This is a genomic window from Streptomyces sp. MBT65, assembly GCF_016612545.1.
GTDB lineage: Bacteria > Actinomycetota > Actinomycetes > Streptomycetales > Streptomycetaceae > Streptomyces.
The window spans coordinates 1-24,353 of sequence record NZ_JAENRY010000031.1 but is presented as its reverse complement, the minus strand read 5'-3'; the positions used below and the strand labels follow the sequence as shown (position 1 = coordinate 24,353).

The following is a 24,353-nucleotide window of genomic DNA, read 5'->3' as shown; positions in this document are numbered from 1 at the left end:
GAGGCATTGAAACACCCTTGACGAACTGGTCAAGCAGCTTGACCATGGGACCACATAGTCAAGCAGCTTGACCATCTTGAGAGAGGCCCACCCATGCCCGTCATCCGCTCGACCGAAGCCGTCACGCACGAGATCCACGGCGCCCGCTTCGTCTCGTACGCCCATCCCCGCACCGGCAGCAAGGAACTGTGCGCATGGCGCGGGGAGATCCCCGCCGGCACCAAAGCCCCTCTGCACACCGTCAACCACGAGGAGATCCTGCACATCCTCGACGGCGAGCTGGTGATCACGCTCGACGGCCGTACCGAACGGGTCGCCGCGGGCGACACGCTGATCATCAACCCCGGGGCCACCTTCGGCGCCGAGAACCCCACCGACCGGACCGTCATCACCTGGGTCACCACGTCCATCGGCCTGGAGGCGGAGCTGGCCGACGGCTCACGCATCGTCCCGCCGTGGGCCAACTAACCTACAGGCAAGGGGAGTCCGGCAACCTGCCACACGTGACGCATCCGGAAGTGATCACCACCCCGGTCGGTACGACGTTCCCGTTCCGTAAGGTTTTCGACCGCCCCGGGCACGCCGAACGGGGCGAAGCTGAGCGGTGGACGCGGGCGGGTGCCGCCGCGGACGTACCGGTGCGAGGAATGGAGTGACCATGTTGGTCCGTGGTGTCGGGGGGATCATCCTCGTCGTGCTCGGCGCGGTCTGGATCGCGCAGGGCACCGGCGCGATGAACGGCTCGGCCATGTCCGGCCACGGCCAGTACGCGGTGCTGGGCGTGGCGGCCGCGCTGATCGGGCTCTTCCTGCTGGTGCGGGCCTGGCGGGTGCGGAACCGAAACCCCCGCCAACACCCCTGAGCGCAGGGGCGGTTGTCGGCGGCGGAGATCAGTCGGCCAGCGCGGCCGGGCGTACGGCCTCCGGCCCGAAGCGTCGACGGGCCCGGTCCGCGGCGGCTTCGACCGCGCGGGCGCGATCGACGGCGGGATCCATGGAGAGCTGCCGGTAGGCACTCCCGGCCGGCCGCAGGTCGTCGGCGCGGAGCACGAAGGCGCGGACGCGGGCTCGTTGCAGCCCCAGGGAGGTCAACAGGCCCAGGGCGGTGGCCGCGAGGGCGGGTGAGTGGTCGGTGGGTTCCGGCAGGGCGCGGGTGCGGGTGGTGGAGATGGAGGTCCCCCCGCTCGAACGAAGTCGAGAGTGGGCGAGGTCGGCGTAGCGGACCGTGAGGGTGAGGCGGCTCGCGAACTGCCTTTCCCCGCGCAGGCGTTGGCCGATCCGGTCGGCAAGTCCCAGGACGGCACGGCGGTGTTGGGCCGGGTCCAGGCAGTCCCTGCTCAGGGCCAGGTCGGCGGCCAGGTGTGCCGCCGGTTCCGCGGGGACGACCGGGCGGGGGTCGTGACCGCGGGCGCGCTCGGTCAACAGCCGTGCCTGGCCTGCACCGAGGAGCCGTTGCAGGGTCGCCGGAGGCAGGTCGGTGAGCTGGCCGATGGTGTGCAGGCCGTATCGGTGCAAGGTGTCCGCCATGGTGCGGCCGACGCCGGGCAGCGCGGTGACCGGTCGGGGGTGCAGCCAGTCGGCCGCCTGCCCGGCGGGCACCCAGGCGGTGTCCCCCGGGGCGGACGCGTCGGCCGCCATCGCCGCCAGCATGCGGTTGCCCGCGAGCCCGGCACTGCTGTCGATGTCGTAGAACGCCTTCAGCCTCATCTTCACCGTCTGGACCGCGTCGTAGGCGGACATGTCGAAGTACCGGAGCGCCGAAGTCAGGTCCACCTGAAGGGCGTTGGGCGGGACGGCCTGGACATGGGGCGTGAATCCGGATACCAGTTCGATTATGTCGTCGTACTGAACCTCGCTCAGCGCGGCATGCAGATGGAAGTGGGCGATGTGCCGCTGACGTGTGCCCATCCCGTTCATCCCGCGCTCCCCGGGCTGCGGTGGCCGAACTTCTTCAGGTCGGCGGAGCGGGTGCAGGCGGGCTGGAGGTCGGCGTACGGGTGGAGGCGGGCGCCGGTGGTGCCGTTGGCCAGGGTGCGGTGCGGCTGGGCGGGCGTCGGGTGCGGGCGGTCGGCGCCCAGGAGGGCGAGGGCGGCCTCGGGGCCGTTGTCGCGGCGGGCGCCCGCGATCTCGTCCAGGTCCCAGGCCATGGAACCGACGACGGTACGACGGGTGCCGCGCACCTGGACCGTGCCGCGCACCAGCAGCAACCCGCTGTGGAAGACGGTGTACGCGCAGGCCGGGTGGGAGTCCTCGAAGAAGGCCAGGTCGACCAGGCCCGAGCCGTCCTCCAGGGTGACGAAGATGATCCGCTTGCCGCTCGCGATCGGCGGGGTCTGGGTGGAGGCACGGACACCCGCGACCAACACCTGCTGTCCGGCGCGCAGTTCGGCCAGGTGCGCCGCGTCCGTCGCACCGATCTCGCGCAGGAGGCGATGGTGATGTTCCATCAGATGCCGGGAGACGTCGATGCCGAGAGTCTCCAACTCCGCGCTCAGCGCCTCCCGTCCGGTCAGCTCCGGCAGCCCGCTCGGTTCCGCTCCCCCGACAGCCTCTGTATCCATGGGTAGTTGACCGGCCCCCGCGGTCCGGTTGCGGGACTGCCGGTGCAACTCGGTGATCTGGAGCAGGAGATCACGGCGCGTGAGGCGGCCGTCGTGCAGAGAGGTCAACGCGCCGATCTCCGCGAGCCGTTCGGCGACCGGTCTGCTGGGCCGGGCCCGCTGCCAGAAGTCGGAGAGCGATCCGTACGGCTGCCCCTCCTCGATCCGCGCGCACTCCTCCTCGCCGATGCCACGCACCCCGGACAGCGCGAGCCGCACGCCCCACTCCTCCTGCTCGGTCATCTCCACGACGTGCTTCACCTTCGACCGGTTGATGTCGACCGGCAGTACCTGCACCCCACGCCGCCGGGCGTCGGAGACCAGGACGCGCTTGGGCCACATCCCGGGGTCGTGTTCGAGCAACCCCGCCAGCAGGAACGCCGGATGGTGCGCCTTCAACCAGGCGCTCTGCAGGGCCGGTACGGCGAACGCGACCGCGTGGGCGCGGCAGAAGCCGTAGGCCCCGAAGGCCTCGACGGTCCTCCAGACCTCGTCCCGGACGGCCGGGCTGTAGCCGCGCGCGCGTGCCTTCTGGTGGAACCAGTCCTTGATCCGGGGCAGTTGGTCCTTGTCGCCGAGTGCGCGTCGAGTGATCTCGGCGAAGGCGCGGCTGCAACCGGTCAGCACATGCAGCGTGTCGATGATCTGCTCGTGCCAGATGGTCACGCCGTAGGTGTCGGCGAGCACGGGTTCGAGGTCCCGGTGCGCATACACCGGCGTACCGCCATGACGCGCGGCGATGTACCGCTCGGGCATGCCGCCGGCGACCGGGCCTGGACGGAAGAGGCTGATGTCGGCGATGACGTCCTGCACGTCACGGGGCTGGAGCCGGGACAACAGGTCCTGCTGGCCGGGAGATTCGAGTTGGAACAGGCCCAGCGTCTGGCTCTCCTGGATGAGCTTGAACGCGAACACGTCGTCGAGCGGCACCTGTTGGGGGTTGTCGAGGTCGATCCGGTCGCCGGTGGCGCGTTCGATCTCGGTGACGGCGTGGGCCATCGCGGACTGCATACGGACGCCGAGGACGTCGAGTTTGATGTTGCCGAGCGCTTCGATCTCCTCCTTCGCGGCCATCGCCATGGGGTAGTCGCCCTGCGGGGTGGGCTGCACGGGCAGCCGGTCCAGGAGGGTCGCGTCGCTGATGACCACGCCGCAGGGGTGCATGGCCATGCCGTGGACCAGGGAGTCGAGTCCTTCGGCGAGTTCCCACAGAGGGCCGAACCGGTGTGCCTCGACTGCCAGTTGGCGCAGTTCGGGCAGTTCTGCGAGCGCGCTCGTGATGTCGGAGGCGCGCAGGTGCGGGAAGCTCTTGGCGATCCGGTCGACGTCGGCCGGGGCGATACCCAGCGCAAGGCCGGTGTCACGCAGCGCCCTGCGTGCCCGGTAGGTCTCGGGCATCGCGGTGACCGCCACCCGCTCCTTCCCGAAGCGTTCGAAGATCGTGTCGTAGCACTCCAGGCGGCGGGCGGACTCCACGTCGATGTCGATGTCGGGCAGCGATTCGCGGCGGATGCTCAGGAAGCGTTCGAACAGCAGGCTGTGGTCGAGCGGGTTGGCGGTGGCGATGTCCAGCGCGTGGCAGACCAGCGAGCCGGCGCCGGAGCCGCGGGCGGCGACCCGGATGCCCTTGGCCCGGATGTCGGCGACGACCTGGCCGACGGCGAGGAAGTACGCGTCGTAGTTCCAGTGGGAGATGACGGCGAGTTCCTCCTCCAGCCGGTCGCGTGCCGCGCGGTCGCGGTCGAGACCGCGTCGGGCCAGGCCCTCCTCGGACCTCAGGCGCAGCAGTCCGGCCGCGCCGCCCGTCTCCGGCCCGGCGCCGAAGAGCGAGGGTTCCGGGAAGTGCCGCCTGCCGAGGCCGAGGTCCACGGGATCCATGACACAGGCCTCCGCCGTGTGCGCGGTGTCCGCCAGCAGGCGGTGGGCCCGGCGGGCGTCCGCTCCGGAGCACTCGGCGATCATCCGCGCCACGACCGTCATCTCCTTCTCGTCCTTGAGCCAGCGCTGTCGGCTGTCCAGTCGGCGCCGGTCGATCGGGCGCAGCAGCCGGGCCGCGTCCAGGACGTCGGCGAGGCGGTGCTGGTCGGGGTCGGCGTAGCGGACGGCGTTGGAGAGCACGGCGGTGGTGCGGGTGCGGTCGGCGAGCGCCAGGGTGCGGGCGGCCAGGCGGAGGGAGCCCGGACCTGTGCTGAATCGTTTCTGCGCGACGGCTTCCAGCCGGACCCCCCGCCCGAAGATCTCCTTCCAGGGCGCCAGCAGCTTCATCGCCACGTCCTCCCGGCCCACCGACAGCGCCCGCACCGGCTCGGAGAGCGGCCCGAGCAGGACGGTCAGCCCGGGGCCGCCGTACGCGCGCAGCGCCTCCCACGGCACCACCACCGGTGCCGCGCCGGACGCAGTGCCGGCGTGGGCGGCCGAGGTGATGCGGCACAGCCGCGCCCACCCCTCCCGGTTCTGCGCGAGCAGCACGAACCGCAGCGGCGGCTCGACCACATGCGCGCCACCATGTGCGGGGGTGCGCGGGCGCTGTGCGGGCGGCGGGGGCGCCAGGGCCTCCACCGCCAGGTCGATGCCGAAGATCGGCCGGACCCTCTCCTTCGCGCACGCCTGCGCGAAGCGGACGGCCCCGGTGACCGTGTCCCGGTCGGTGAGCGCGAGGGCCGCGATCCCGCGCTCGGCCGCCCGCCGGGCGAGCTGCTCGGGGTGGGAGGCGCCGTAGCGGGCGGAGTAACCGGACGCGACGTGCAGATGGGCGAAGCCCGCCATGCCGCACCTCCATCACTCCACCCCTTTTCGGCCATCCGCCCGATATGTTCATCGCACGCCCGTTCGATTACCCTAACCCCATCAGCCCCGGTCAGCGACCCACATCAGTCCCGGTCGGCGACCACATTCGAACACATCAGCGATTCCTTGGGGAGGTGCGCGATGTCCGAAACAGACACCACTCCGTCAGCTCCCAGCCCAGGTCGGGCAGTTGGGAAAAAATCTCTTCCGAACGCCTTTCTCGAACACGCGTACGACATCCGTTCGGCCCCTTTCCGCCTGCGTGAACACCCGGCCGCCGAGACCGTGGGGACATGACAGAGACCCCGGGTGCCGGTACGTCCCGTACGTCCTTCTTCGGGGAGGTGAAGGACGCGGTCAGCCTGCGGGCCACCCTGCTCGTCATCGGTGTGGTCGCTCTTCAGCTGCTCTTCATCGCCTCCTACGTAGGCGCGCTCCACAATCCGAAGCCCAGGGACGTCGCTTTCGGGGTCGTCGCCCCTCAGGTCACGGCCGAGCAGACGGTGGCCCGGCTGAAGCGGTTGCCCGGCTCGCCGCTCGACCCGCGCGCGGTGTCCGACGCGGCGACCGCGCGGAAGCAGATCCTGGACCGGGACATCGACGGGGCTCTCGTCATCGACACGCGCGGCATCAAGGACACGCTCCTGGTCGCCACCGGCGGTGGCACGGTCCTCGCCACCACCCTGGAGACCATCACCACGACCCTGGAGCGGACCGAGCAGCGCACGGTCCGGACGGTGGACGTGGCCCCGGCCTCCGCCCAGGACTTCGACGGGCTGTCGTCCTTCTACCTGGTCGTCGGCTGGTGCGTCGGCGGTTATCTGTGCGCCTCGATCCTGGCGATCAGCACCGGCGCCCGGCCCGCCAACCCGCGCCGCGCGGTGATCCGGCTGATCGTGATGGCGCTGGTCGCGATCGCCGGCGGTCTCGGCGGCGCGGTGATCGTCGGGCCGGTCCTGGGCGCGCTGCCGGGGAGCGTGATGGCGTTCTGGGGGCTCGGCGCGCTGATCACGTTCGCCGTGGGGGCGGCGACCCTCGGGTTGCAGGGTGTCTTCGGGGTGGTGGGCATCGGTCTTGCGATCCTGCTGGTGGTGATCGCGGGCAACCCGAGCGCGGGCGGCGCCTTCCCGCTGCCGCTGCTGCCGCCGTTCTGGAACGCGATCGGGCCCGCGCTGCCACCGGGCGCCGGGACCTGGGTGGCCCGCTCGATCGCCTACTTCCAGGGCAACGCCGTGACCGGCCCGCTGCTGGTCCTCTCCGCGTGGGCACTCGCCGGGATCGTGGTCACCCTGCTGGCGGCGACACTGCGGCACAAGCACGAGCGGCTGCTGGGCCGACCCGCGTTGTCAGACCCGTCTGCAACCCTGGACGAATGATCAGCACCCTCGCCGTCGAGAACTACCGCTCCCTGCGCCGCCTGATCGTCCCGCTGACCACGTTGAACGTGATCACGGGGGCGAACGGCACGGGCAAGTCGAGCCTCTACCGCGCGCTGCGCCTGCTCGCCGAGTCCGCGCGCGGCGGCGCCGTCGCCGCGCTCGCGCGGGAGGGCGGGCTGCCGTCGGTGCTGTGGGCGGGACCGGAGAAGATCAGCCGTGCGGTGCGCGAAGGGCTGCATCCCGTGCAGGGCACGGTCCGCTCGGGCCCGGTCAGTCTGCAACTGGGCTTCGCGGGCGACGAGTTCGGGTACGCGGTCGACTTCGGGCACCCCAGCCCGACCCCGGGGACGAGCGACGTGCCGTCGATGTTCAACCTCGACCCGGAGATCAAACGCGAGTCCATCTGGAGCGGCCCCGTCCTGCGCCCTGCCTCGGTCCTCTCCGACCGCGCGGGAGCCGCCGTCAAGCTGCGCGGCGCGAGCGGCGGCTGGTCCCGGGCCCACGGCACCCTGCGCCCGTACGACAGCATGCTCGGCGAACTGGCCGACCCCCAGCACGCACCCGACGTCCTGGCGGTACGGGAGTTCATCAGGTCCTGGCGGTTCTACGACCATGTCCGCACCGACGCGGACGCGCCGGCCCGCGCGGACCGGATCGGCACCCGGACGCCCGTGCTCAGCGGTGACGGCTCCGATCTGGCCGCCGCCCTGCAGACGATCCGCGAGGTGGGTGACGCCGAGGCACTGGACACGGCCGTGGACGCGGCCTTCCCCGGCAGCCGGGTCCACATCGCCGACCTCGGCGGACGCTTCCGACTCGGCCTGCGCCAGCACGGGTTGCTGCGTCCGCTCACCGCCGCCGAGCTGTCGGACGGCACGCTGCGCTATCTCCTGTGGGCGGCGGCGCTGCTGACCCCCCGGCCACCGTCGCTGCTGGTGTTGAACGAGCCGGAGACGAGCCTCCACCCGGACCTGATCCCCCCGCTCGCCGAGCTGATCCTCACCGCGACCAAGAACACCCAGATCATCGTGGTCACCCACGCCAGACCCCTCGCGGACGCCCTCCGGAAGGGCGCGATACGACACCGTCTCGACGTCAACTCCACAGAGCTGGTGAAGGAGTTCGGGCAGACGACGGTGGCGGGGCGCGAGGGCCCGCTCGACGAACCGCTGTGGTACTGGCCGACGCGCTGAGCCGGCCGTACGGACACGAAAGTCCCGCTCCCTCGCGCGCGGGAGCGGGACTTCGCACCACCCTGTGGGCAGGTCAGCCGATCCGCGCCCCGAACGTCGACAGCGCCTCGGTGACCGGTTGGAAGAAGGTCTCGCCGCCCGAGGTGCAGTCGCCGCTGCCGCCGGAGGTCAGGCCGATCGCCGCGTCGCCGTCGAAGAGGGAGCCGCCGCTGTCGCCGGGCTCGGCGCAGACGTCGGTCTGGATGAGGCCGTTGACGATGTCGCCGTTGCCGTAGTTCACGGTGGCGTCCAGGCCGGTGACCGTCCCGGTGTGCACCTGGGTCGTCGAGCCGCTGCGGGTCACCTTCTCGCCGACGGTGGCGTCGGCGGCGTGGGTGATGGCCTGCGAGGAGCCGTTGTAGAGGTCGACCGCGCTCGGGTGGGCGACGTCCGAGGTGTACTTGACCAGCCCGAAGTCGTTGTCCGGGAAGCTGGACTGCTCGTTCGTGCCGATCCGGTTGCCACTGGAGTCGGTCCAGGTGGAGATGGCCTCGGTGCAGTGTCCGGCGGTGATGAAGTAGGGCGCGCCGCCCTTGACCACGTTGAAGCCGAGCGAACAGCGGCCGCCCGAGCCGGTGATGGCGTCGCCGCCCGCGATGAAGGGTGTGAACTCTCCCTTGGTGCGCTGGAGTTCGGCCGTGCCGCCGAGTCCGGCGACGACCTGGGTGAGCTTGGTCCACTCGGCGTCGGAGACCGTGCGGTCGGCGGTGACGACGACCTTGTTGGTGGTGGGGTCGGTCGCCCAGGAGGTGCCGGGGATGGTCGCGTCCTGCTTGAGGGTCGTCCGGGCGCTCGTCAGCTCGGCGAGGGAGTTCTCGACGATTCTCGCCCGGGCGCCGGCCGAACGCACGGTGTCGGCGGCGGCCTTGTCGAGCACGTTGACCACGAGGCTCCTGGTCTTCGCGTCGTAGAACGTGCCGGCCGCGTCGGTGCCGAGGTCCTCGCCGAGTGTCGAGGCGAGCTTTCCGGCCGCCAGGGCCGAGAGGGTGTGAGGTGCGGCCGCCCGCGTGGTCTCGCTGGCGTTCGCACTCTGCAAGGTGACTCCCGCGACGACCAGTGCGGCTGCGCCCGCGCCCGCCACGACCGCCCGTCGCCGGAATATCCGTCGGTGCTTCAACTCGTGTCCTCCTGTGGGGGGTCGGCCCGGCAGGTCAGAGGGCCCGGCGGGCCGAAAGGTAGGTTGACGGGCACCCACTCTTCCCAAGCTCACAGGGGGCGCACAAGGTCGACTTCAGGTCGCGCGCGGGGCCGGGCCGCACGCCCTCATCGCTTTGAATGTTCACTGTCACCCCAGGCCGTTCGCACTGCAAACACCGCGTGCGAGCACCGTCCATCAGCCAGTGAGGTCTAGCCCTGTCCTGAATTCGACCCCTCGGACTCCGGACCCGAGTGGGGCTCGGCGGGCGGGAGTTGCTCCTGCACCGGTTGCGGCGCCACGGGGGCAACGGGTGTCACGGGCGCCGCGGGCGCGGCCGGGGCCGCGCGCTCCAGGAAGCGCAGCAGCTCGACGGGGAAGGGGAGCACGAGTGTCGAGTTCTTCTCGGCCGCGACCGCCACCACCGTTTGCAGCAGCCGGAGTTGGAGTGCCGCGGGCTGTTCCGACATCTGCTCGGCGGCCTCGGCGAGTTTCTTGGAGGCCTGCAACTCGGCGTCGGCGTTGATGATCCGGGCCCGGCGTTCGCGGTCGGCCTCGGCCTGGCGGGCCATCGAGCGCTTCATCGTCTCGGGCAGGGAGACGTCCTTGATCTCGACCCGGTCGATCTGCACGCCCCACCCGATGGAGGGGCTGTCGATCATCAACTCCAGCCCCTGGTTGAGCTTTTCACGGTTGGAGAGCAGATCGTCGAGGTCGCTCTTGCCGATGATCGACCGCAGCGAGGTCTGCGCCATCTGCGAGACGGCGAAGCGATAGTCCTCGACCTTCACCAACGCGTCGGCCGCGTCGACGACCTTGAAATAGACGACCGCGTCCACCCGGACCGTCACGTTGTCGCGCGTGATGCCCTCCTGCGCGGGCACGGGCATCGTGACGATCTGCATATTGATCTTGCGGAGCTTGTCCACGAACGGCACGACCATCGTGAACCCGGGTCCACGCACGTCCGACCGGAGTCTGCCGAGCCGGAAGACCACACCCCGCTCGTACTGTTTGACGACCCGCGCCGCCGCCATCGTGTACACCACTCCGACGGACGCGAGGGTCACTCCCGCCGTCACCAGCTCCTCGACCATCACGGCCCCCCAGGGTCCGACGTGGCGCATCAGGTGCCTTCTCCGATACGACGACGGTAACCCCGCCCCGCACACAAGAGCGAGCCCCCGCACGCCAGTTGCGTGCGGGGGCTCACCCGCCGCCGGCTGCAGTCCGGAGCGGAAGGGATTCAGGCGGGCGTCAGCCGACGCTCACGCCGTAGTAGCTCAGCGCCTCGGTGACCGGCTGGAAGAAGGTCGTACCGCCGGAGGTGCAGTTGCCACTGCCGCCCGAGGTCAGACCGTAGGCCACGGTGCCGGAGTACAGGGGACCGCCGCTGTCGCCGCCCTCGGCGCAGACGGTGGTCTGGATCATCTGGTACACCACGTCGCCGCTGCCGTAGTTGACGGTGGCGTTCAGCGCGGTGACCCGGCCGCTGTGCGTGCCGGTGGTGGAGCCGCGCCGGTAGACGGTGGTGCCCACGGAGGGCGTCGCCGCGCTGCTGATCGTCTGGGTGCCGACCGTGCTCGGGTGCGTGGCCGAGCCCGTGTAGCGCACCAGCGCGAAGTCGTTGGTCGGGAAGCTGTAGCTGACGTTGGTGCCCAGCACCGTGCTCTGACCGGAGTTGGAGTACCAGGTGGAGGCGACCTCACCGCAGTGGCCGGCGGTCAGGAAGTAGTACGTGCTCCCGCTGTGCACGTTGAAGCCCAGTGAGCAGCGGTAGCCACCGCCGTAGATGGCGTCGCCACCGGTGATCAGCCTCTTGAACTGACCGGCCGTGTGCTTGATGGTGAGCGCGCCTGCGGCGCTGCCCGCCTGCGCCTTGATCTTCGCGATCTCGGCCTGGGAGACCGTGCTGTCGACGGTGACGACGACACGGTTCGTCTTGCTGTCGACCGCCCAGGCGGTGCCTGGGACATCGGCCTTGAGCACGGACGAGTTGGCCGCGGAGAGCTGGGTCGCGCTGAACGTCTGTGCGGTGCTGGCGTTCGCGGTGGGGACGGCGAACGCGGCAGCGGCGGCGAATCCGGTGGCCACGGCGATCAGCCTGGTCCGTCTCGCGATTCCGCTGCGCGGGGTGGTGCGCTTGATCCTCACGTTTCGTTCCCTCCTAGGGGAATTCGGGGGCCCGCGTGGGGTCGGGGCCCGTGAGGCGCAGTCAGGGTCGGCCGTCCGGTTTGCGAACACGTCGTGTTCCTGACAAGCGCTGTGGGGGAGTATTCGGCCGCCCGGTCGCCGGGCGCAAGGGCGCCTTTCGGCCGTGCGGCCTTCAACTTGCCCACGATCTACGCGAGTTGATCACCCCTGAGCAGTGGTCCACAACCCGGTCCACCGCAGGTCACCGGCCCACCTGCCGAAGGGTCCGCTCCCCCGCCTCGATCGCGAGGCCCAGCGTATTCCCGGGCGGCGGGAAAGGGCAGATGAAATGTTCGGCGAACGCGCACAGCGGGAGCACCGCCCGGTTGAAGTCCACCGTTGTGCGCCCCTCGGCATCGGGCGCGGCCGGATACAGGAACCGGAACCGGTAACTGCTGTCCCCGCTCGTGGAGTCGGCGAACACCGCCCACAACCTGCCGTCGTCCTGCACCGCCACCTGGAGCGTCAGGTCCGACCCGTCGACCTGGAAGGCGAGTTCACCCGACAGCCCGAGCCCGCGCTCGACCCCGTCCGCCGTACCGACGCGCACGACGCGCCACATCTCGTACGGCGTGAAGCGCCCCGGCACCGAGAAGCGCGGATCGTACGGCGTGGTCTCGACGCCCCGGAACGCGCGGTGCGCCGCCGAGTCGGGGTCGTAGTCGCGCACGCACCAGGCGCCCTCGCGGATCAGGACGGCCAGCCGGCGCTCGCCGAGGCCGACGCGGGCCGCGCTCACCGGGCCGGTGTCCACGCCGAGGCGGATCTCGCCGGTGAAGGGTTTCCCGTCGACGGTCAGTCCGTTGCGCCCGTCGGTCGGCGCGGTGAGGACGACGGCGTCACCGTCGAGGACCCAAGTGCCGGGAATACCCGGGAGTCGACCGTCCGGACGGTCCTCCAGCCAGTGCGTGCCGGTCAGGGCGAGGGGTCCGTAGGGGGCCGACACGGTCTCCGTGCGGTGCTCGTGCCACTGCTTCCATGCGCCGGCCGCGTCCGAGGTCATGCCGTCAGCTCTCCGTCGTCGTGCGCTCGGTCCTGTCGTCGTGCGGTCACCCCTGCCGTGCCGGGTCGGGGAGCCCGAGATGTGAGCGCAGGGTCGTGCCCCGGTATTCCGTGCGGAACGCGCCCCGTTCCTGGAGCAGCGGCACCACCCGGTCCACGAACTCGTCGAGGCCGCCCGGGGTGAGATGCGGTACCAGGATGAAGCCGTCGGCCGCGTCCTGTCGTACGAACGTCTCCAGTTCGGCGGCGACCGCCTCCGGGGTGCCGATGAAGGACTGCCGGCCGCTCGCCTCGATCACGGTCTGCCGGATGGACAGCCCCTTCTCCCGGGACAGGGCCCGCCACTTCTCGGCCGTCGCGACAGGATCGCCGTGCCGGTTGCGCCCCTGGGTGAGCGACGCGTCCGGCACCGGGTCCTCGTCGGGGAACGGGCCGTCGGGGTCGTAGGAGGAGAGGTCCGTGCCCCAGATCTGCTCCAGGGCGAGGATCGCGTTCTGCGGGGAGACCTGCTGCCGCCGGATCTCGGCGGCCCGCTCCTGCGCCTCGGCCGCCGTGTCGCCGAGGACGACGGTGACCCCGGGCATGATCTTGAGGTCGTCGGCGCTCCGGCCGTACTTGGCGAGGCGGCCCTTCACGTCGGCGTAGAAGGCGCGACCGTCCTCCAGCGTGCCGTGCCGCGTGAAGATCACGTCGGCAGCCCGGGCTGCGAACTCCCTCCCCTCCCCCGAGTCCCCGGCCTGGATGACGACCGGGTGCCCCTGCGGTGCGCGCGGCACGGTGAACTCGCCCGCGATGTCGAAGTGTTGGCCCCGGTGGGCGAAGGGGCGGGAGAGTCCGTCGGGAGTCCAGGAGTCCCACAACTCCCTTGCTACGGCTACGAATTCGGCGGCCCGGGTGTACCGGTCCGCTCGGTCGAGGTAGCCGCCGCGGCGGAAGTTCTCGCCGGTGAAGGCGTCCGAGGAGGTCACCACGTTCCAGGCCGCCCGGCCGCCGCTGAGGTGGTCCAACGTGGCGAGTCTGCGGGCGAGTTCGTACGGTTCGTTGAAGGTCGCGTTGACCGTGGCGGCCAGACCGATCCGCTCGGTGACGGCGGCGAGCGCGTTCAGGACCGTGAGGGACTCCGGCCGGCCCACCACGTCCAAGTCGTGGATACGGCCCTTGTGTTCGCGCAGCCGCAGCCCCTCGGCGAGAAAGAAGAAGTCGAAGAGCCCGCGTTCGGCGGTGCGCGCGAGATGCTCGAAGGAGGAGAAGGCGATCTGGGACCTCGACCGCGGATCGGCCCACACGGTGGTGCTGTTGACGCCGGGGAAGTGCGCGGCCAGATGGATCTGCTTGCGGGCAGGCCTTCGTACGGTCATGACGCTCCCCCGGTCACCGCGTACCGGTTGACGGGCCGGGCCAGGCCCAGATGCTCTCTGAGCGTGCTGCCCGGGTAGAACGTGCGGAACAGGCCCCGGTGTTGGAGCAGCGCGACCGTGCCGTTGACGAGCCGTTCCAGGTCGCGGCGGGGTTCGACGGGCGTGAGGTGGAAGCCGTCGACGGTACGGTCGCCGTGCCAGCCGGCGATCAGTTCGGCGAGGTCGACCGGGCCGCCCCGGTACAGCGGGCCGTGCGCGGTCTGCCGGGGGCCGCCCCCGCCGTGGCCCGGCTCGGCCGCGTGCTCGCCGTCGCCGAGGTCGACGACGAGGCTCACCAGGACCCGCAGGCTGTCGGGGTCGCGGCCGAACTTCTCGGCGGCCGCCCGCAGTTCGGCCCGTACGGCGCCGGCCTGCGCGGAACTCGCGGCGCGGACGAGGGCCACATCGGCGTACCGGGCGGCCGTCCGACGGGCCTGGCCCTCGGTGGCGTCGACCACGCGGACCGGGTGGCCCTGTGGGGGTCTGGGCACGATCGAGGGGCCCTTGACGGAGAACCCGGAGCCCTGGAAGTCGACGTGGTGCAGCTTGTCGCGGTCGACGAAGCGGCCGGTGGCGGTGGACCGGATCTCGGCGTCGTCCTCCCAGCTGTCCCACAACTGGGCCGCGGCTTCGGCGACTTCGCCCGCTTCCTGCCACAGCGCGTCGGCGGGCGCGGCGTGCCGGCGGCCGAAGAGCCGGGCCTCGCCCTCGCTGGTCGACACGTCGATCCGCCAGCCGGCCCGGCCCCGGCTGACCCAGTCGAGGGTCGCGACCGCGGCCTGCACATGGAAGGGCTCGGTGTGGGTGACGGTCACGGTGGGCACCAGGCCGACGCGGTGGGTGACCGGGGCGACGCGGGACAGGACGGCGAGCGCGTCGGGTCCGGGGCGCGCGAAGGTGTCGTCGAGCGTCACGAAGTCGAGGCCGCCGCTCTCGGCGAGCCGCGCCAACTCGACGTAGGAGTCGGCGTCGTAGGCCGACCGCTGGTCGACGGCGGCGGCCAGATGCAGGCCCCGGCCGTGCGAGGAGGTCATGGGAGGAAAGCCTTCCTGTCGTTCGGAGCACCGCGGAGAGGGCCAAGGCCGTGCCCCTCGGAGAGGCCAAGTCCTTGATGAGGCCCGGGACTTCACCGACCGGTTCGGGCGTTACGCGGAAACCGGACACGCGAGGTCGCGCAGGAACGTCAGCAGGGCCCGCGCGGTGGCGTCGTTCTGCCGGAAGGCCGGCCCGCCGGTGCGCGGCCGGGTGAACGCGCCGGGCGTCCGTACGTCGGTGTAGGGCCCGAGCGCGAACCGCCGGGGGTGCGGCTGTCCGTCCCGGTCGAGGATCCGCCCGTCGGTGCGGTCCACCCGCAGCAGTCCCTCCGGAGTCTCCACCACGGCCCCGTCGGTGTGCAGTTCACGCAGCAGCGGGTCGATCGACCGCCCGACCGTGGGCTCGGGCAGCCGCGCCTCGACCAGCGCCCGCGCCTCGATCGTCACCCCCGGCACGGTCGCGCTCGACGCCCGGAACACCCCGTCCTCCGCCGCTACGGCCATGTCCGCGCCGACGAACCGCACGACGCCGGCCCGGGAGAGCGCGAGGAGTTGGCGCAGCCGGGGTCCGGGCGGTCCGGAGGCGAGATAGCTGAAGAAGCCGTGCCACCAGGGCCCGACGTCACCGAGCCGGATCAACTGCCCGTAGACGGAGAGCAGTCCGAGGAAGACCGCCAGGTCCGGGCTGTCGGACGGATCGTGACGGCGGCTCAAGTCCCCTTCCACATACGCCCGCAGGCCCTTCTGGAACTCCTCGTGCGAGGCGTACCGCACGCCGTCCAGCGGGTGGTCGAGTGCCGCGAGGTCGAGCCGGTCGGCGGGGTCGGGCACCGCGGACGCCACGAGGGCCGCGCGCTCCGCCGGCTCCGCGGTCGCGTACTTCTCCTCGAAGACGGTCCAGGCGATGCTCGTCCGCTCGGGGTGCACACCGAACAGCCGGTGGTAGTGCGCGAACCCCAACTCCTTCTCGATCAGCGGCCATACGTCCCGCCGGAAGTCGAAGCCCCCCGGCAGCGCGAGCACCGCGTCGACCTCGGCGGGCCCGAAGAACCGTGGCAGCGGCGGCCGTTCACCGCTCCACTCGTAGCCGATCTTCGAGTGGTACGGCACTCCGCGCCGCGATCCGACGTACAGCACCGGCTCCTGCCCCGAGGGGACGTAGGTGTCGCCGTCGTAGCGCCCGCCCCGCCCCTCCGTGAGCAGCACCATCAGGTCGACGAAGGCGAGGCCGAAGCCGCGGACGAGGACGGGTTCGCCGGGCGCGAGGGCGGACAGGTCGCTGTCGGCGGTGAAGTCGGGCGGCAGGTGGATGAGGTCGTGGGCGCGGGCGTAGGCCGCCAACTCGCGCTGGTCCTGGTCGAGTTCGGCGTCGAGGTGACCGAGCGCGAGGACGACGAGGTCGGCGGGGAGCGGGCGCGGGCGGCCCTCCAGCCACACCTGCTGGCGGCCCTCGCGCGGGCCGCTGATCCTGAGGGCGCGCCGCGGGTGGTGGTGGACGGTGATGCCCGGCGGCAGGGCGGCCACGGCCTCCTCGTGCACCCAGCGCAGATAGGCGCCCTGGAGCTGGCGGTCGGCGAAGGTGGAGCCCTCGACGGCCGCCCATTCGTGCAGCGTGGGGCCGGGGCGTACCGGACCGTCCATGACCACCGTCTCGTCGGTGAACATGGTGACGTCCTCGGCGTGCGAGTTCATCCACAGCAGCGGCGACTGGGCCGCGCGCCAGATGCGTCCGGCGCCGGGTGGATGGGGGTCGACGAGGTGGATGTCGAGACCCTCGGTGCCCTCGGCGTCCGCGTACAGCTCGGGAGCGTTGGCGGCGATGCGCTCGATGAGACCGGTCCCTCGCGGCCCGGCTCCGACGATCACGAGTGAGCGCCTGGTGCTCGGGGCGGCGGATACGGGGGTGGGAAGGTCGGCAGACATGCGAAGACTCCGTGACGTGAGCAACACGGGCGAATGCCTTCACACAGGGCGCCTGGGCGCCGTACGGCCGAGCCCCTCAGCAGGACCGTCCACCAACTGTACGGCGCCGTTTCCCGTCGCTGTCAAGGAAGTCCACACTGTGAGCAGTACGTCTCATCTCGGTTGACGCCCCACCGGATGCCTGTTCCACTTACCCCATGCATCCGCAGCAGTGGCTGGTCAAGCGCTCCCACATCGACCTCGGTCGAGTGTGGTCCTCTTCCTGTTGAGCTGACCCACTGCGCGTCCCGGTCGCCCGCGTCTCCCGCTGACCGTGCGCCTCACGTGTTCTCCCTCTCCACCCGTTCCGCCTTCACACACCCCTCCCCTCGGGTTCCGTCAGCACTTCCTCCACCACGCCTACCGCGTCAGCGCCGCCGCACGCCGACGTGGTGTCGCCCGGACCCCGATCACCCGGTCCATCAGCGCCCCCAGCACATCCCGTACGGAGTCCCGGTTCCGTGCGTCGCACTCCAGCACGGGCACGTCCGCGCCCAGCCCGAGCGCCTCCCGGACCTCGTCCACGTCGAAGCGCTCGGCGCCGTCGAAACGGTTCACCGCGAGGACGAACGGCGCGCCCTGCGACTCGAAGTAGTCGACCGCCGGGAAGCACTCCTCGATCCGCCGGGTGTCCACGAGGACCACCGTGCCGAGCGCACCCTCCACCAGGTCGTCCCAGAGGAAGGAGAACCGGTCCTGCCCGGGCGTCCCGAACAGATACAGCGCGATCGTCGGGTCGAGCGTGATCCGCCCGAAGTCGAGGGCGACGGTCGTGGTGGTCTTCGCCTCGACCCCCACCAACGAGTCGACGCCCACGGAGACTTGGGTGATCGCCGCCTCGGTGTCGAGGGGTTCGATCTCCGAAATGGCCCCGATGAACGTGGTCTTGCCGACCCCGAGGCCGCCGCTGACCACGATCTTCACGGCCAGCGGCACGATCTTGTCAGAGCGCCCGGACATGGTCCCTGATCCTTTCGAGCAGCGGGAGCGGTAGCTCCGCGGGTTGCCGGCAGGCGAGTTGCCCGGCGACGACGAGGTCGGAGATCAGCACCTTGGCCACTCCGAGGGGTACGCCGACGCGGTGCGCCACCTCGGCGACGGTCGTCGGCTGTTCGCACACCGCGACGATGTGGCGCCGCTCGAAGGTGAGCGACGGATCCGGCACGCCGACGGCGACGACCAGCGTCTCCAGCCGCAGATCGGCCTGGAGAGGCTCGGACCGGCCGCCGGTGATGATGAACGGCCGGACGAACGTCGCGTCCTCGTCAGGTTCTACGTCCCTGGGCTGTTCACCGTTCACCGTGGCAACGCCTGCCGCAGATCGGCGATGAGCGTCGGGGTGAGCAGATCACCCGCCCGCTCCGCGAGCACCGCCATCTCGTAGCCGACGAGGCCCAGTTCACCGCTGCTGTCGGCGAGGACACCGAGACAGCTGCCGTCCCTGATCGCCGAGACGAGCAGGAAACCCCGGCCCATCTCGATCATGATCAGCTTGACCCCGTCGAAGCTGTACCGCTTGGACGCGCTGCGCGCCAGACTGCTCAACCCCGAGACGATCGCGGCGAGATGGTCGGCCTCGGTCCGCCCGAGCCCGTCCGACACGGCGATCAGCAGCCCGTCGGAGGAGACGGCGACCGCGTCCCGTACGCCGTCGGTGCTCTTGACGAAGTTGGCGAGCAGCCAGTTGAAAGTCTGCGAGTCGTGAGGGGTGTCGACAGTGGTCACTTGGCGTCACCCTCACTGTGTCCGGCGGACTTCTTGGCCTTCTCCCGCTCCTTCTCCACGCTGATGCCGCCGCGCATGTGGGCGCTGCGCAGGGTGGAGAGCATTCCGGAGACCTCCTCGGGGCTGCGGTCGTTGGTCGGTCCGGTGGGCGCCGGGCGGCTGGGCCGGTCCGTCTCGGTGACGGCCTCCGAGATCGCGCTGCGCTGGGGCCGCTTGACGAGTCCGTTGCGGGTACGGGAGGCGGAGGTGCCGCCCTTGGCGCCGGAGGCCTTGCTCTCGACGGGCTTCGACCCGGCCGTGACGGTCACCGGCTCCACGGCGTCCTCCTCGTTGCGCGGCGCGGGCAGCACCGGCTTGTCCGCGGCCTTGCCCTGTGGGGCCTCCGTCAGCAGCCCCGCGGGGATCAGCACCCGGGCGACCACACCGGCCGCCGGCGCCTCGCCCAGCCGTACCTCGATACCGCACTTGCGGGCGAGCGCCCCGACCACGAAGTGGCCCAGGAACCGGGTGGGTTCAGCCATGAAGCTGGCGGTGCCGGAGAGCCGTACGTTGGCCTCGGCGAGCGCCTGGTTGTCCATGCCGAAGCCGTGGTCGACGATCGCGACCAGATAGCCGGCGCTGGTGCGCCGTCCCTCGATCTCCACATCGGAGTCCGGCGGCGAGAAGCTCAGCGCGTTCTCCACCAACTCGGCCAGCAGATGGGCGATCTCGACGACGACGGAGCCGGTGACGAACGCGGGCTCGATCCGGCGCAGGGTGACCCGGCGGTACTCCTCCACCTCGGACAGCGCGGCGCGCAGCACGTCGTTGACGGCGAGCGGGGTGGACCAGGGGCGGGGGCTGGACTCTCCGGCGAGCACGAGGAGGCTTTCGGCGTTGCGGCGCATACGGGTGGCGAGGTGGTCGAGTTCGAAGAGGTTGGCGAGGGTCGCCGGGTCGGCGTCCTCGTGCTCCAGCTTGTTGATGAAGCTGATCTGACGGCGCACCAGGTTCTGGTTGCGACGGCCCAGGCTCACCAGCGAGTCGGTGGCGTTGCGCCGCAACACGGCCTGCTCGGTGGCGAGATCGAAGGCGGACCGCTGCACCCGGTCGAACGCCTCGGCCACCTCCCGCACTTCGGACCCGGCCCGCTCGGCGAGGACCAACGGCGCGGGCGGCTCGGGCGCCCGCCCGGACGACCCGTCCTGTACGGCGGCCACGGCCTGCGGCAGCCGGGTCCCGGCCACCTGCCGTGCCTGCTGGGCGAGTTCGACGAGCGGCGTGGACACGGACCGTACGCAGTCGAGGGCCAGCGCGGCGAGCGCGGCGACCGTGCCGAGGGCGAGCAGCAGGAACAGCAGCAGATCGCGCTGGGCCGAACTCTCCAACTGGGCGGCCCTGTTCTCCACATCGGTGCCGAGGGAGATCTGTACGTTCCGCATCCCGTTGATGGTGGAGGTCATCGCGTCCCACCAGGCCATGGGCGGGATCGCGCTGGACCTCAGCTTCCCGGTGCCGTGCACCGCCTTGCTCTCGTACGCCAGCGCGCGCTCGGCGTCGGGTGTGGTCAGGGCGGTGTTGAGGCGCCGTTCCTGTACGGCGGTGGCCGACCGCGGGAAGGCGTCGAGGGCGGCGAGGCGCCCCGCGCGGATCTCCATGAACCGGCTGTAGTCGGTGCCGCGGAACTTCCCGGCGCGCACCGAGCCGAGCACGATGGCGCGCTCCTCGCCGGTGAACTCCTTGGCGTTGCCGAGGACTTGGAGCGCCTGGTAGGCGTCGCGCAGATTGCCGTCGTGGACGTCCTCGAGGCCGAGGTCGAGCCGGTCGAGGACGGTGATCGTGGTGGTGAAGTAGTCGAAGGTGTCCTTCACCACGCCGGTGCCGTCGTCGGCGTCCTTGCGGATCCCGGCGAGGCCGTCGAGCCGGCCGAGGGACTCGCGCACCGAACCGGCGGCCGAGTCCTCGCGCCCCTTCAGGGCCACGTCCAACTGCTCGCGCGCGGCGTCGGTCGCCTTGCGCTGGGTGGGCAGCTTGGCGCTGAACTGCCGGACGCCGCCGACGTATCCGGTGGTGAGCCCACGCTCCTTCTGAAGCTCGTGCACGAGTCCCTGGAGGGTGATCTCCAGGCGGGCGTTGTCGGCGGTCGCGGAGGCGTTGCGATAGGCGGAGATCTGGTCGGCGGCCGCGATGCCGAGCAGGGCCAGCAGGACCGCGAGGGCGAGGATCAGAATCCTCAGCAGCCTGGTGCGGATGCTGGTGGTCGCTTTTGTTGTGACGTCCACTGAAGTGCCTTAAGTGGGTGGCGAGTTGATCGGGAGCAGAACCCGAGGCAGAAATGGTTCTGCTCCCGCCCAACGACCCTCACGGCATACCGGTCACCGGATCATGTTTTTGTTTTACCGCGCCGAAACACGGACCGTCGGACCTCGCAGGTCGACAAGAGCCCTCGAAGCGGTCGTATACAACGATGGTGACTGTCCGTCACGTACGACGGTGGTGGCTGCCCGTCACGGTCAGCAGTCGCAGCACGACGCGCATTCACAGCACTCGCAGCATTCGCAGGCGTCGCAGCACGAGCAGTCGCAGCTCGACCGGCATCCCTCGCGCCGCCGCCCCGACCACGGTCCCTCGAACTCGTCGGCGCAGCACACCTTGCAGGTGCAGCAGAGGCCGAGGGCGGCGGCGCAGCCGGCCAGGAAACCGCGCCCCTGGGGACGCGGGGGCTCGCCGCCGTGGGGGCTGCCGCCGTAGGGATTGCCGTCATGTCGCGGATCGCCCGGCAGGTAGGGGGTCTGCGGCGGTCCGAAGGCGGCCTGTGCCTCCGCCGCACCCCCGAGCCCCGGCCCGTCCCCGAGCCCGTGTCCATGCCCGCACGACTGGGTGCCGAAGGCCCGGTCCACCGAGCGGCTCAGCTCGTGCGCGAGCAACAGATGGGCGAGCTTGCCGTCGGTGAACTCGGTCTCGCGCAGCGCGAGCCGTATTCCGTGCAGCGCGTCGTCGGCGAGGCGGCGGGCCTCGGTGAGTGGGGTACCGGTCGCGGTGAGCGGGTTCCAGGCGCCCGACGCGGCGTCGGCTTCCCTGTCCTCGACGGCGTCCAGGAGATGCGCGAGCCGGCCGAAGAGGCGGCCGGCCTCGGCGAGCGGTACGGCGTTGCCTGGCCGGCCGGCCAGGAGCGCGGTGTGGGCGAAGGCGGCGGCGGTTGCGGTCTCGGTCGGTTCGGTGACGGTCAGGATCGGGGTGCCGGGCCCGGCGAGCGCCTCGATGCCGAACTGCCGCTCCACCGCCTCGACAAGGACACCGGCGTCGAACCCGACGGACGAACCGGTCCGGGCCCCGGCACGCCCCCAGCTCCCGGCAACCCGCCGCGCGGCCAGCGCCACCGGTCTGCGGGCCAGCAGCCCGTCCCCGTCGGCGACATGGTCGCGCACCTTGGCGGAGGCGAGCACCAGCGAGACGGCCGCCGCGAGCCGTGCCCCCTCGCCCTGCGCGACGGACGCGGTCCGCATCCCGCGCAACGGGCACGGCCCGGCCGTACGCCGCCAGCCGCCCGCCCGCTCGACCTGAGCCTCCGTCAACACCGAGAGGAGCAGACCGTCGTAATTGGTGACAACCCTCGCGAACTGACCGTGATCGCCGCGCAGCGCGAGACAGAGCCCGCACAAATGCGCCATCCACTGCGACTTGAGGTTCTCCCCCAGCCGATGACTGCACGGCCTGACCATTCCGAACACGACGACCCCCCGTGGCGTGAACGACATCTGACTGGGCATCCGGAGATCGACATGGCAGCTGACCGGGCGTTGAGCAGCGGCGTCCTGTCGACCACCCCGTTCACCCGTACGCACCAGCCGTCACCCGGTCGCCGTGAAGAATCATATTTCACTCTCAGTCAGCAGCCCTGTCCAGCAACACCCTTGATACACGGGGGCCCTCGACGTATTGGCTGTGCACCAGTAGCGTCACAAACCCCCCGCGCGGCGTCTATCCACTTGGCGCGCGATCCGCATCATGGATGACCATAGGGATGCGGATAGCAATAAAGACCGCTGTGAGAGGAGGCGTCCATGGGATCGGTACGCAAGGCGAGTGCCTGGCTTGGGCTCGTTGACGACAACGATGACGAGCGCTACTACGACGACGACTACTCCGAAGGGACCGAGCAGCCCGGGGATGCCTGGGTCACGGATCCGCGAGTGAAGGTGGCCGAGGACGTCGCCGAGGTGAAGGGCCGACGGATCGGCACGGTCACCCCGGACAGCTTCCGGGACGCCCGCGCCATCGGTGAGCTGTTCCGTGAAGGGGTTCCGGTGATCGTGAACCTCACGGCGATGGAGGCGACCGACGCCAAGCGCGTGGTCGACTTCGCGGCCGGCCTCACCTTCGGCCTGCGCGGCACCATCGAGCGGGTCGCGAACCGTGTCTTCCTGCTGACCCCCGCCAACACGGAGATCGTCAGCGGCGACCCCGCCGTGCGCCGTGAGGACGGTTTCTTCAACCAGAGCTGAGGCAGGGCCGCTCATCGGCCCTGCCTCCCGCAGGGTTGAACCGAGACCGAGGTCTCCGGTGTCTACCGGAAGGCGTCGAGCCCGGTGAGCGCCTTGCCCAGCACGAGCTGGTGCATCTCGACGGTGCCCTCGTACGTGAGCACCGACTCCAGGTTCGTCGCGTGCCGCATCACCGGGTACTCCAGTGAGATCCCGTTGGCACCGAGGATCGTCCGTGCGGTACGGCAGATCTCGATGGCCTCCCGTACGTTGTTCAGCTTGCCGAAGCTGACCTGCTCGGGACGCAGGCGCCCGGCGTCCATGCGCCGCCCCAGGTGATGGGCGAGCAGAATCCCCTTGTGCAGTTCGACCGCCATGTCGGCGAGCTTGGCCTGGGTGAGCTGGAAGCCGCCGATGGGCCGCCCGAACTGCTCCCGCGTCTTCGCGTATTCGACGGCCGACTCGAAGGAAGCGCGCGCCGCGCCCATCGCACCCCACACGATTCCGTAACGGGCGTGCGACAGACAGCTCAGCGGCCCCTTCAGCCCGACGACCTCCGGCAGCACCGCATCGGCGGGCAACCGCACGTCGTCGAGGACGAGTTCGCTGGTGACGGATGCGCGCAGTGACCACTTGTGCTTGATCTCGGGCGCGGAGAATCCGGCGCTGTCGGTGGGCACGACGAAGCCGCGGATGCCGTCGTCGGTCTGTGCCCATACGACGGCGACACCGGCCACGGACCCGTTCGTGATCCACATCTTCCGGCCGTTGAGGACCCAGTCGCCGCCGTCGCGCTTCGCGTACGTCCGCATCGCGCCCGGGTCGGAACCGTGGTCGGGTTCGGTCAGCCCGAAGCAGCCGATGACGTCACCGGAGGCCATGTTCGGCAGCCACGTCTGCTTCTGCTCCTCGCTGCCGAAGCGGTGGATCGCGTACATGGCGAGGGAGCCCTGCACCGACACCAGCGACCGGATCCCGGAGTCGGCGGCCTCCAACTCCAGGCAGGCGAGCCCGTACTGCACGGCGGAGGCCCCGGCGCACCCGTACCCCTCGAGCGACATCCCGAGCGCCCCGATCCCGCCCAACTCCCGCGCGAGTTCCCGGATTCCGGGCAACTCCCCCTTCTCGTACCACTCGGCGACGTACGGCAGCACCTTGTCCGCGGCCCATGCGCGGACGGTGTCCCGGATCGCCAGGTCCTCGGGGTCGAGCAGGTCGTCGATGCCGAGGGGGTCGGTGGGGTCGAACGGGGGCAACTTCGGGGACGCGGGCATGACACAGCCTCCGGCAACTGAAAACTATCACCGCTAGTTACGACAACGGGGTCGACGTTACGACGACGGGTCGAGCGCGTCCACCACCCCCAAGCGTTCTCCCACCCGTCTCCGGTCCGCAGGCCGCCGACGGCGAGCAACCCCCCACGGAACACGGTCACCTCTTGGATG

Annotated in this window: 20 protein-coding genes; 5 read left to right on the top strand and 15 right to left on the bottom strand. The window is 70.8% G+C overall.

All coding sequences use genetic code 11. From position 1 onward, the window contains the following. Positions 1–93 precede the first annotated feature (93 nt). A complete protein-coding gene (locus JHN63_RS09745; RefSeq protein WP_200678853.1) occupies positions 94–468 on the top strand; it encodes a cupin domain-containing protein in 375 nt (124 codons plus the stop codon). Between the two features lie 190 nt (positions 469–658). After that, positions 659–862, top strand: a complete 204-nt coding sequence (locus JHN63_RS09740; RefSeq protein WP_200678852.1) for a hypothetical protein — start codon at positions 659–661, stop codon at positions 860–862. 28 nt (positions 863–890) lie between these two features. Here the strand turns inward: JHN63_RS09740 and JHN63_RS09735 are convergent, their stop codons facing one another. Together JHN63_RS09735 and JHN63_RS09730 are read right to left on the bottom strand one after the other, a co-directional pair. Beyond that, a complete protein-coding gene (locus JHN63_RS09735; RefSeq protein ID WP_200678851.1) occupies positions 891–1,907 on the bottom strand; it encodes an ImpB/MucB/SamB family protein in 1,017 nt (338 codons plus the stop codon). Between the two features lie 5 nt (positions 1,908–1,912). Beyond that, on the bottom strand, positions 1,913–5,365 hold the full coding sequence (locus JHN63_RS09730) for a DNA polymerase III subunit alpha (protein WP_200678849.1): 3,453 nt from the start codon (positions 5,363–5,365) through the stop codon (positions 1,913–1,915). A 314-nt stretch (positions 5,366–5,679) separates the two neighbouring features. Here JHN63_RS09730 and JHN63_RS09725 point away from each other — a divergent pair, with 314 nt between their 5' ends. Both JHN63_RS09725 and JHN63_RS09720 read left to right on the top strand, forming a co-directional pair. Continuing rightward, positions 5,680–6,762: a DUF3533 domain-containing protein gene (locus JHN63_RS09725; protein ID WP_200678848.1), complete on the top strand. Its 1,083-nt coding sequence runs from the start codon at positions 5,680–5,682 to the stop codon at positions 6,760–6,762. After that, a complete protein-coding gene (locus JHN63_RS09720) occupies positions 6,759–7,958 on the top strand; it encodes an AAA family ATPase (RefSeq protein WP_200678847.1) in 1,200 nt (399 codons plus the stop codon). Before JHN63_RS09725 ends, JHN63_RS09720 begins: the two co-directional genes overlap by 4 nt. Before the next feature lie 73 nt (positions 7,959–8,031). Here the strand turns inward: JHN63_RS09720 and JHN63_RS09715 are convergent, their stop codons facing one another. The 12 genes from JHN63_RS09715 to JHN63_RS09660 form a co-directional block, all read right to left on the bottom strand. Further along, on the bottom strand, positions 8,032–9,114 hold the full coding sequence (locus JHN63_RS09715) for a S1 family peptidase (RefSeq protein WP_200678846.1): 1,083 nt from the start codon (positions 9,112–9,114) through the stop codon (positions 8,032–8,034). Positions 9,115–9,344: 230 nt separating this feature from the next. Continuing rightward, positions 9,345–10,229, bottom strand: a complete 885-nt coding sequence (locus JHN63_RS09710; protein WP_200678885.1) for a slipin family protein — start codon at positions 10,227–10,229, stop codon at positions 9,345–9,347. Between the two features lie 160 nt (positions 10,230–10,389). Further along, on the bottom strand, positions 10,390–11,286 hold the full coding sequence (locus JHN63_RS09705; protein WP_200678845.1) for a S1 family peptidase: 897 nt from the start codon (positions 11,284–11,286) through the stop codon (positions 10,390–10,392). Positions 11,287–11,527: 241 nt separating this feature from the next. Further along, positions 11,528–12,328 (bottom strand): DUF1684 domain-containing protein, encoded by an 801-nt coding sequence (locus JHN63_RS09700; protein WP_200678844.1) that lies wholly within the window; start codon positions 12,326–12,328, stop codon positions 11,528–11,530. A gap of 46 nt (positions 12,329–12,374) precedes the next feature. After that, positions 12,375–13,685, bottom strand: coding sequence for an NtaA/DmoA family FMN-dependent monooxygenase (locus JHN63_RS09695; protein ID WP_200678843.1), 1,311 nt, complete (start codon positions 13,683–13,685; stop codon positions 12,375–12,377). Then, positions 13,682–14,758: an LLM class flavin-dependent oxidoreductase gene (locus JHN63_RS09690; protein WP_200678841.1), complete on the bottom strand. Its 1,077-nt coding sequence runs from the start codon at positions 14,756–14,758 to the stop codon at positions 13,682–13,684. Before JHN63_RS09690 ends, JHN63_RS09695 begins: the two co-directional genes overlap by 4 nt. 111 nt (positions 14,759–14,869) lie before the next feature. After that, entirely contained in the window at positions 14,870–16,681 is a 1,812-nt protein-coding gene (locus tag JHN63_RS09685; RefSeq protein WP_200678840.1) for an FAD/NAD(P)-binding domain-containing protein, read from the bottom strand. A 399-nt stretch (positions 16,682–17,080) separates the two neighbouring features. Beyond that, positions 17,081–17,680, bottom strand: a complete 600-nt coding sequence (locus tag JHN63_RS09680; RefSeq protein WP_200678839.1) for an ATP/GTP-binding protein — start codon at positions 17,678–17,680, stop codon at positions 17,081–17,083. Next, a complete protein-coding gene (locus tag JHN63_RS09675) occupies positions 17,664–18,020 on the bottom strand; it encodes a DUF742 domain-containing protein (protein ID WP_200678837.1) in 357 nt (118 codons plus the stop codon). Before JHN63_RS09675 ends, JHN63_RS09680 begins: the two co-directional genes overlap by 17 nt. After that, positions 18,017–18,445 (bottom strand): roadblock/LC7 domain-containing protein, encoded by a 429-nt coding sequence (locus tag JHN63_RS09670; RefSeq protein ID WP_033286269.1) that lies wholly within the window; start codon positions 18,443–18,445, stop codon positions 18,017–18,019. The genes JHN63_RS09675 and JHN63_RS09670 overlap by 4 nt, the downstream gene beginning before the upstream one ends. After that, complete coding sequence (locus JHN63_RS09665; protein ID WP_200678835.1) at positions 18,442–20,706, bottom strand: nitrate- and nitrite sensing domain-containing protein; 2,265 nt, start codon at positions 20,704–20,706, stop codon at positions 18,442–18,444. Before JHN63_RS09665 ends, JHN63_RS09670 begins: the two co-directional genes overlap by 4 nt. Before the next feature lie 231 nt (positions 20,707–20,937). After that, the gene (locus JHN63_RS09660; protein ID WP_200678883.1) at positions 20,938–22,155 is read right to left on the bottom strand and encodes a DUF5685 family protein; all 1,218 of its coding nucleotides are present in this window, start codon (positions 22,153–22,155) and stop codon (positions 20,938–20,940) included. Between the two features lie 333 nt (positions 22,156–22,488). On the opposite strand from JHN63_RS09660, the gene JHN63_RS09655 reads away from it, so the two are divergent. Further along, positions 22,489–22,929 (top strand): cell division protein SepF, encoded by a 441-nt coding sequence (locus JHN63_RS09655; protein ID WP_019059292.1) that lies wholly within the window; start codon positions 22,489–22,491, stop codon positions 22,927–22,929. Between the two features lie 62 nt (positions 22,930–22,991). Here JHN63_RS09655 and JHN63_RS09650 read toward each other — a convergent pair whose 3' ends face one another. After that, positions 22,992–24,182 (bottom strand): acyl-CoA dehydrogenase family protein, encoded by a 1,191-nt coding sequence (locus JHN63_RS09650; RefSeq protein ID WP_200678833.1) that lies wholly within the window; start codon positions 24,180–24,182, stop codon positions 22,992–22,994. Positions 24,183–24,353: the final 171 nt, after the last annotated feature.

Bases quoted from the DNA above. Each gene is read 5' to 3' on its own strand.
- JHN63_RS09650 (WP_200678833.1), bottom strand. From the start codon at position 24,182: ATGCCCGCGTCCCCGAAGTTGCCCCCGTTCGACCCCACCGACCCCCTC.
- JHN63_RS09680 (WP_200678839.1), bottom strand. From the start codon at position 17,680: ATGTCCGGGCGCTCTGACAAGATCGTGCCGCTGGCCGTGAAGATCGTG.
- JHN63_RS09685 (WP_200678840.1), bottom strand. From the start codon at position 16,681: ATGTCTGCCGACCTTCCCACCCCCGTATCCGCCGCCCCGAGCACCAGG.
- JHN63_RS09720 (WP_200678847.1), top strand. From the start codon at position 6,759: ATGATCAGCACCCTCGCCGTCGAGAACTACCGCTCCCTGCGCCGCCTG.
- JHN63_RS09725 (WP_200678848.1), top strand. From the start codon at position 5,680: ATGACAGAGACCCCGGGTGCCGGTACGTCCCGTACGTCCTTCTTCGGG.
- JHN63_RS09655 (WP_019059292.1), top strand. From the start codon at position 22,489: ATGGGATCGGTACGCAAGGCGAGTGCCTGGCTTGGGCTCGTTGACGAC.
- JHN63_RS09735 (WP_200678851.1), bottom strand. From the start codon at position 1,907: ATGGGCACACGTCAGCGGCACATCGCCCACTTCCATCTGCATGCCGCG.
- JHN63_RS09690 (WP_200678841.1), bottom strand. From the start codon at position 14,758: ATGACCTCCTCGCACGGCCGGGGCCTGCATCTGGCCGCCGCCGTCGAC.
- JHN63_RS09740 (WP_200678852.1), top strand. From the start codon at position 659: ATGTTGGTCCGTGGTGTCGGGGGGATCATCCTCGTCGTGCTCGGCGCG.
- JHN63_RS09745 (WP_200678853.1), top strand. From the start codon at position 94: ATGCCCGTCATCCGCTCGACCGAAGCCGTCACGCACGAGATCCACGGC.
- JHN63_RS09710 (WP_200678885.1), bottom strand. From the start codon at position 10,229: ATGGTCGAGGAGCTGGTGACGGCGGGAGTGACCCTCGCGTCCGTCGGA.
- JHN63_RS09730 (WP_200678849.1), bottom strand. From the start codon at position 5,365: ATGGCGGGCTTCGCCCATCTGCACGTCGCGTCCGGTTACTCCGCCCGC.
- JHN63_RS09700 (WP_200678844.1), bottom strand. From the start codon at position 12,328: ATGACCTCGGACGCGGCCGGCGCATGGAAGCAGTGGCACGAGCACCGC.
- JHN63_RS09695 (WP_200678843.1), bottom strand. From the start codon at position 13,685: ATGACCGTACGAAGGCCTGCCCGCAAGCAGATCCATCTGGCCGCGCAC.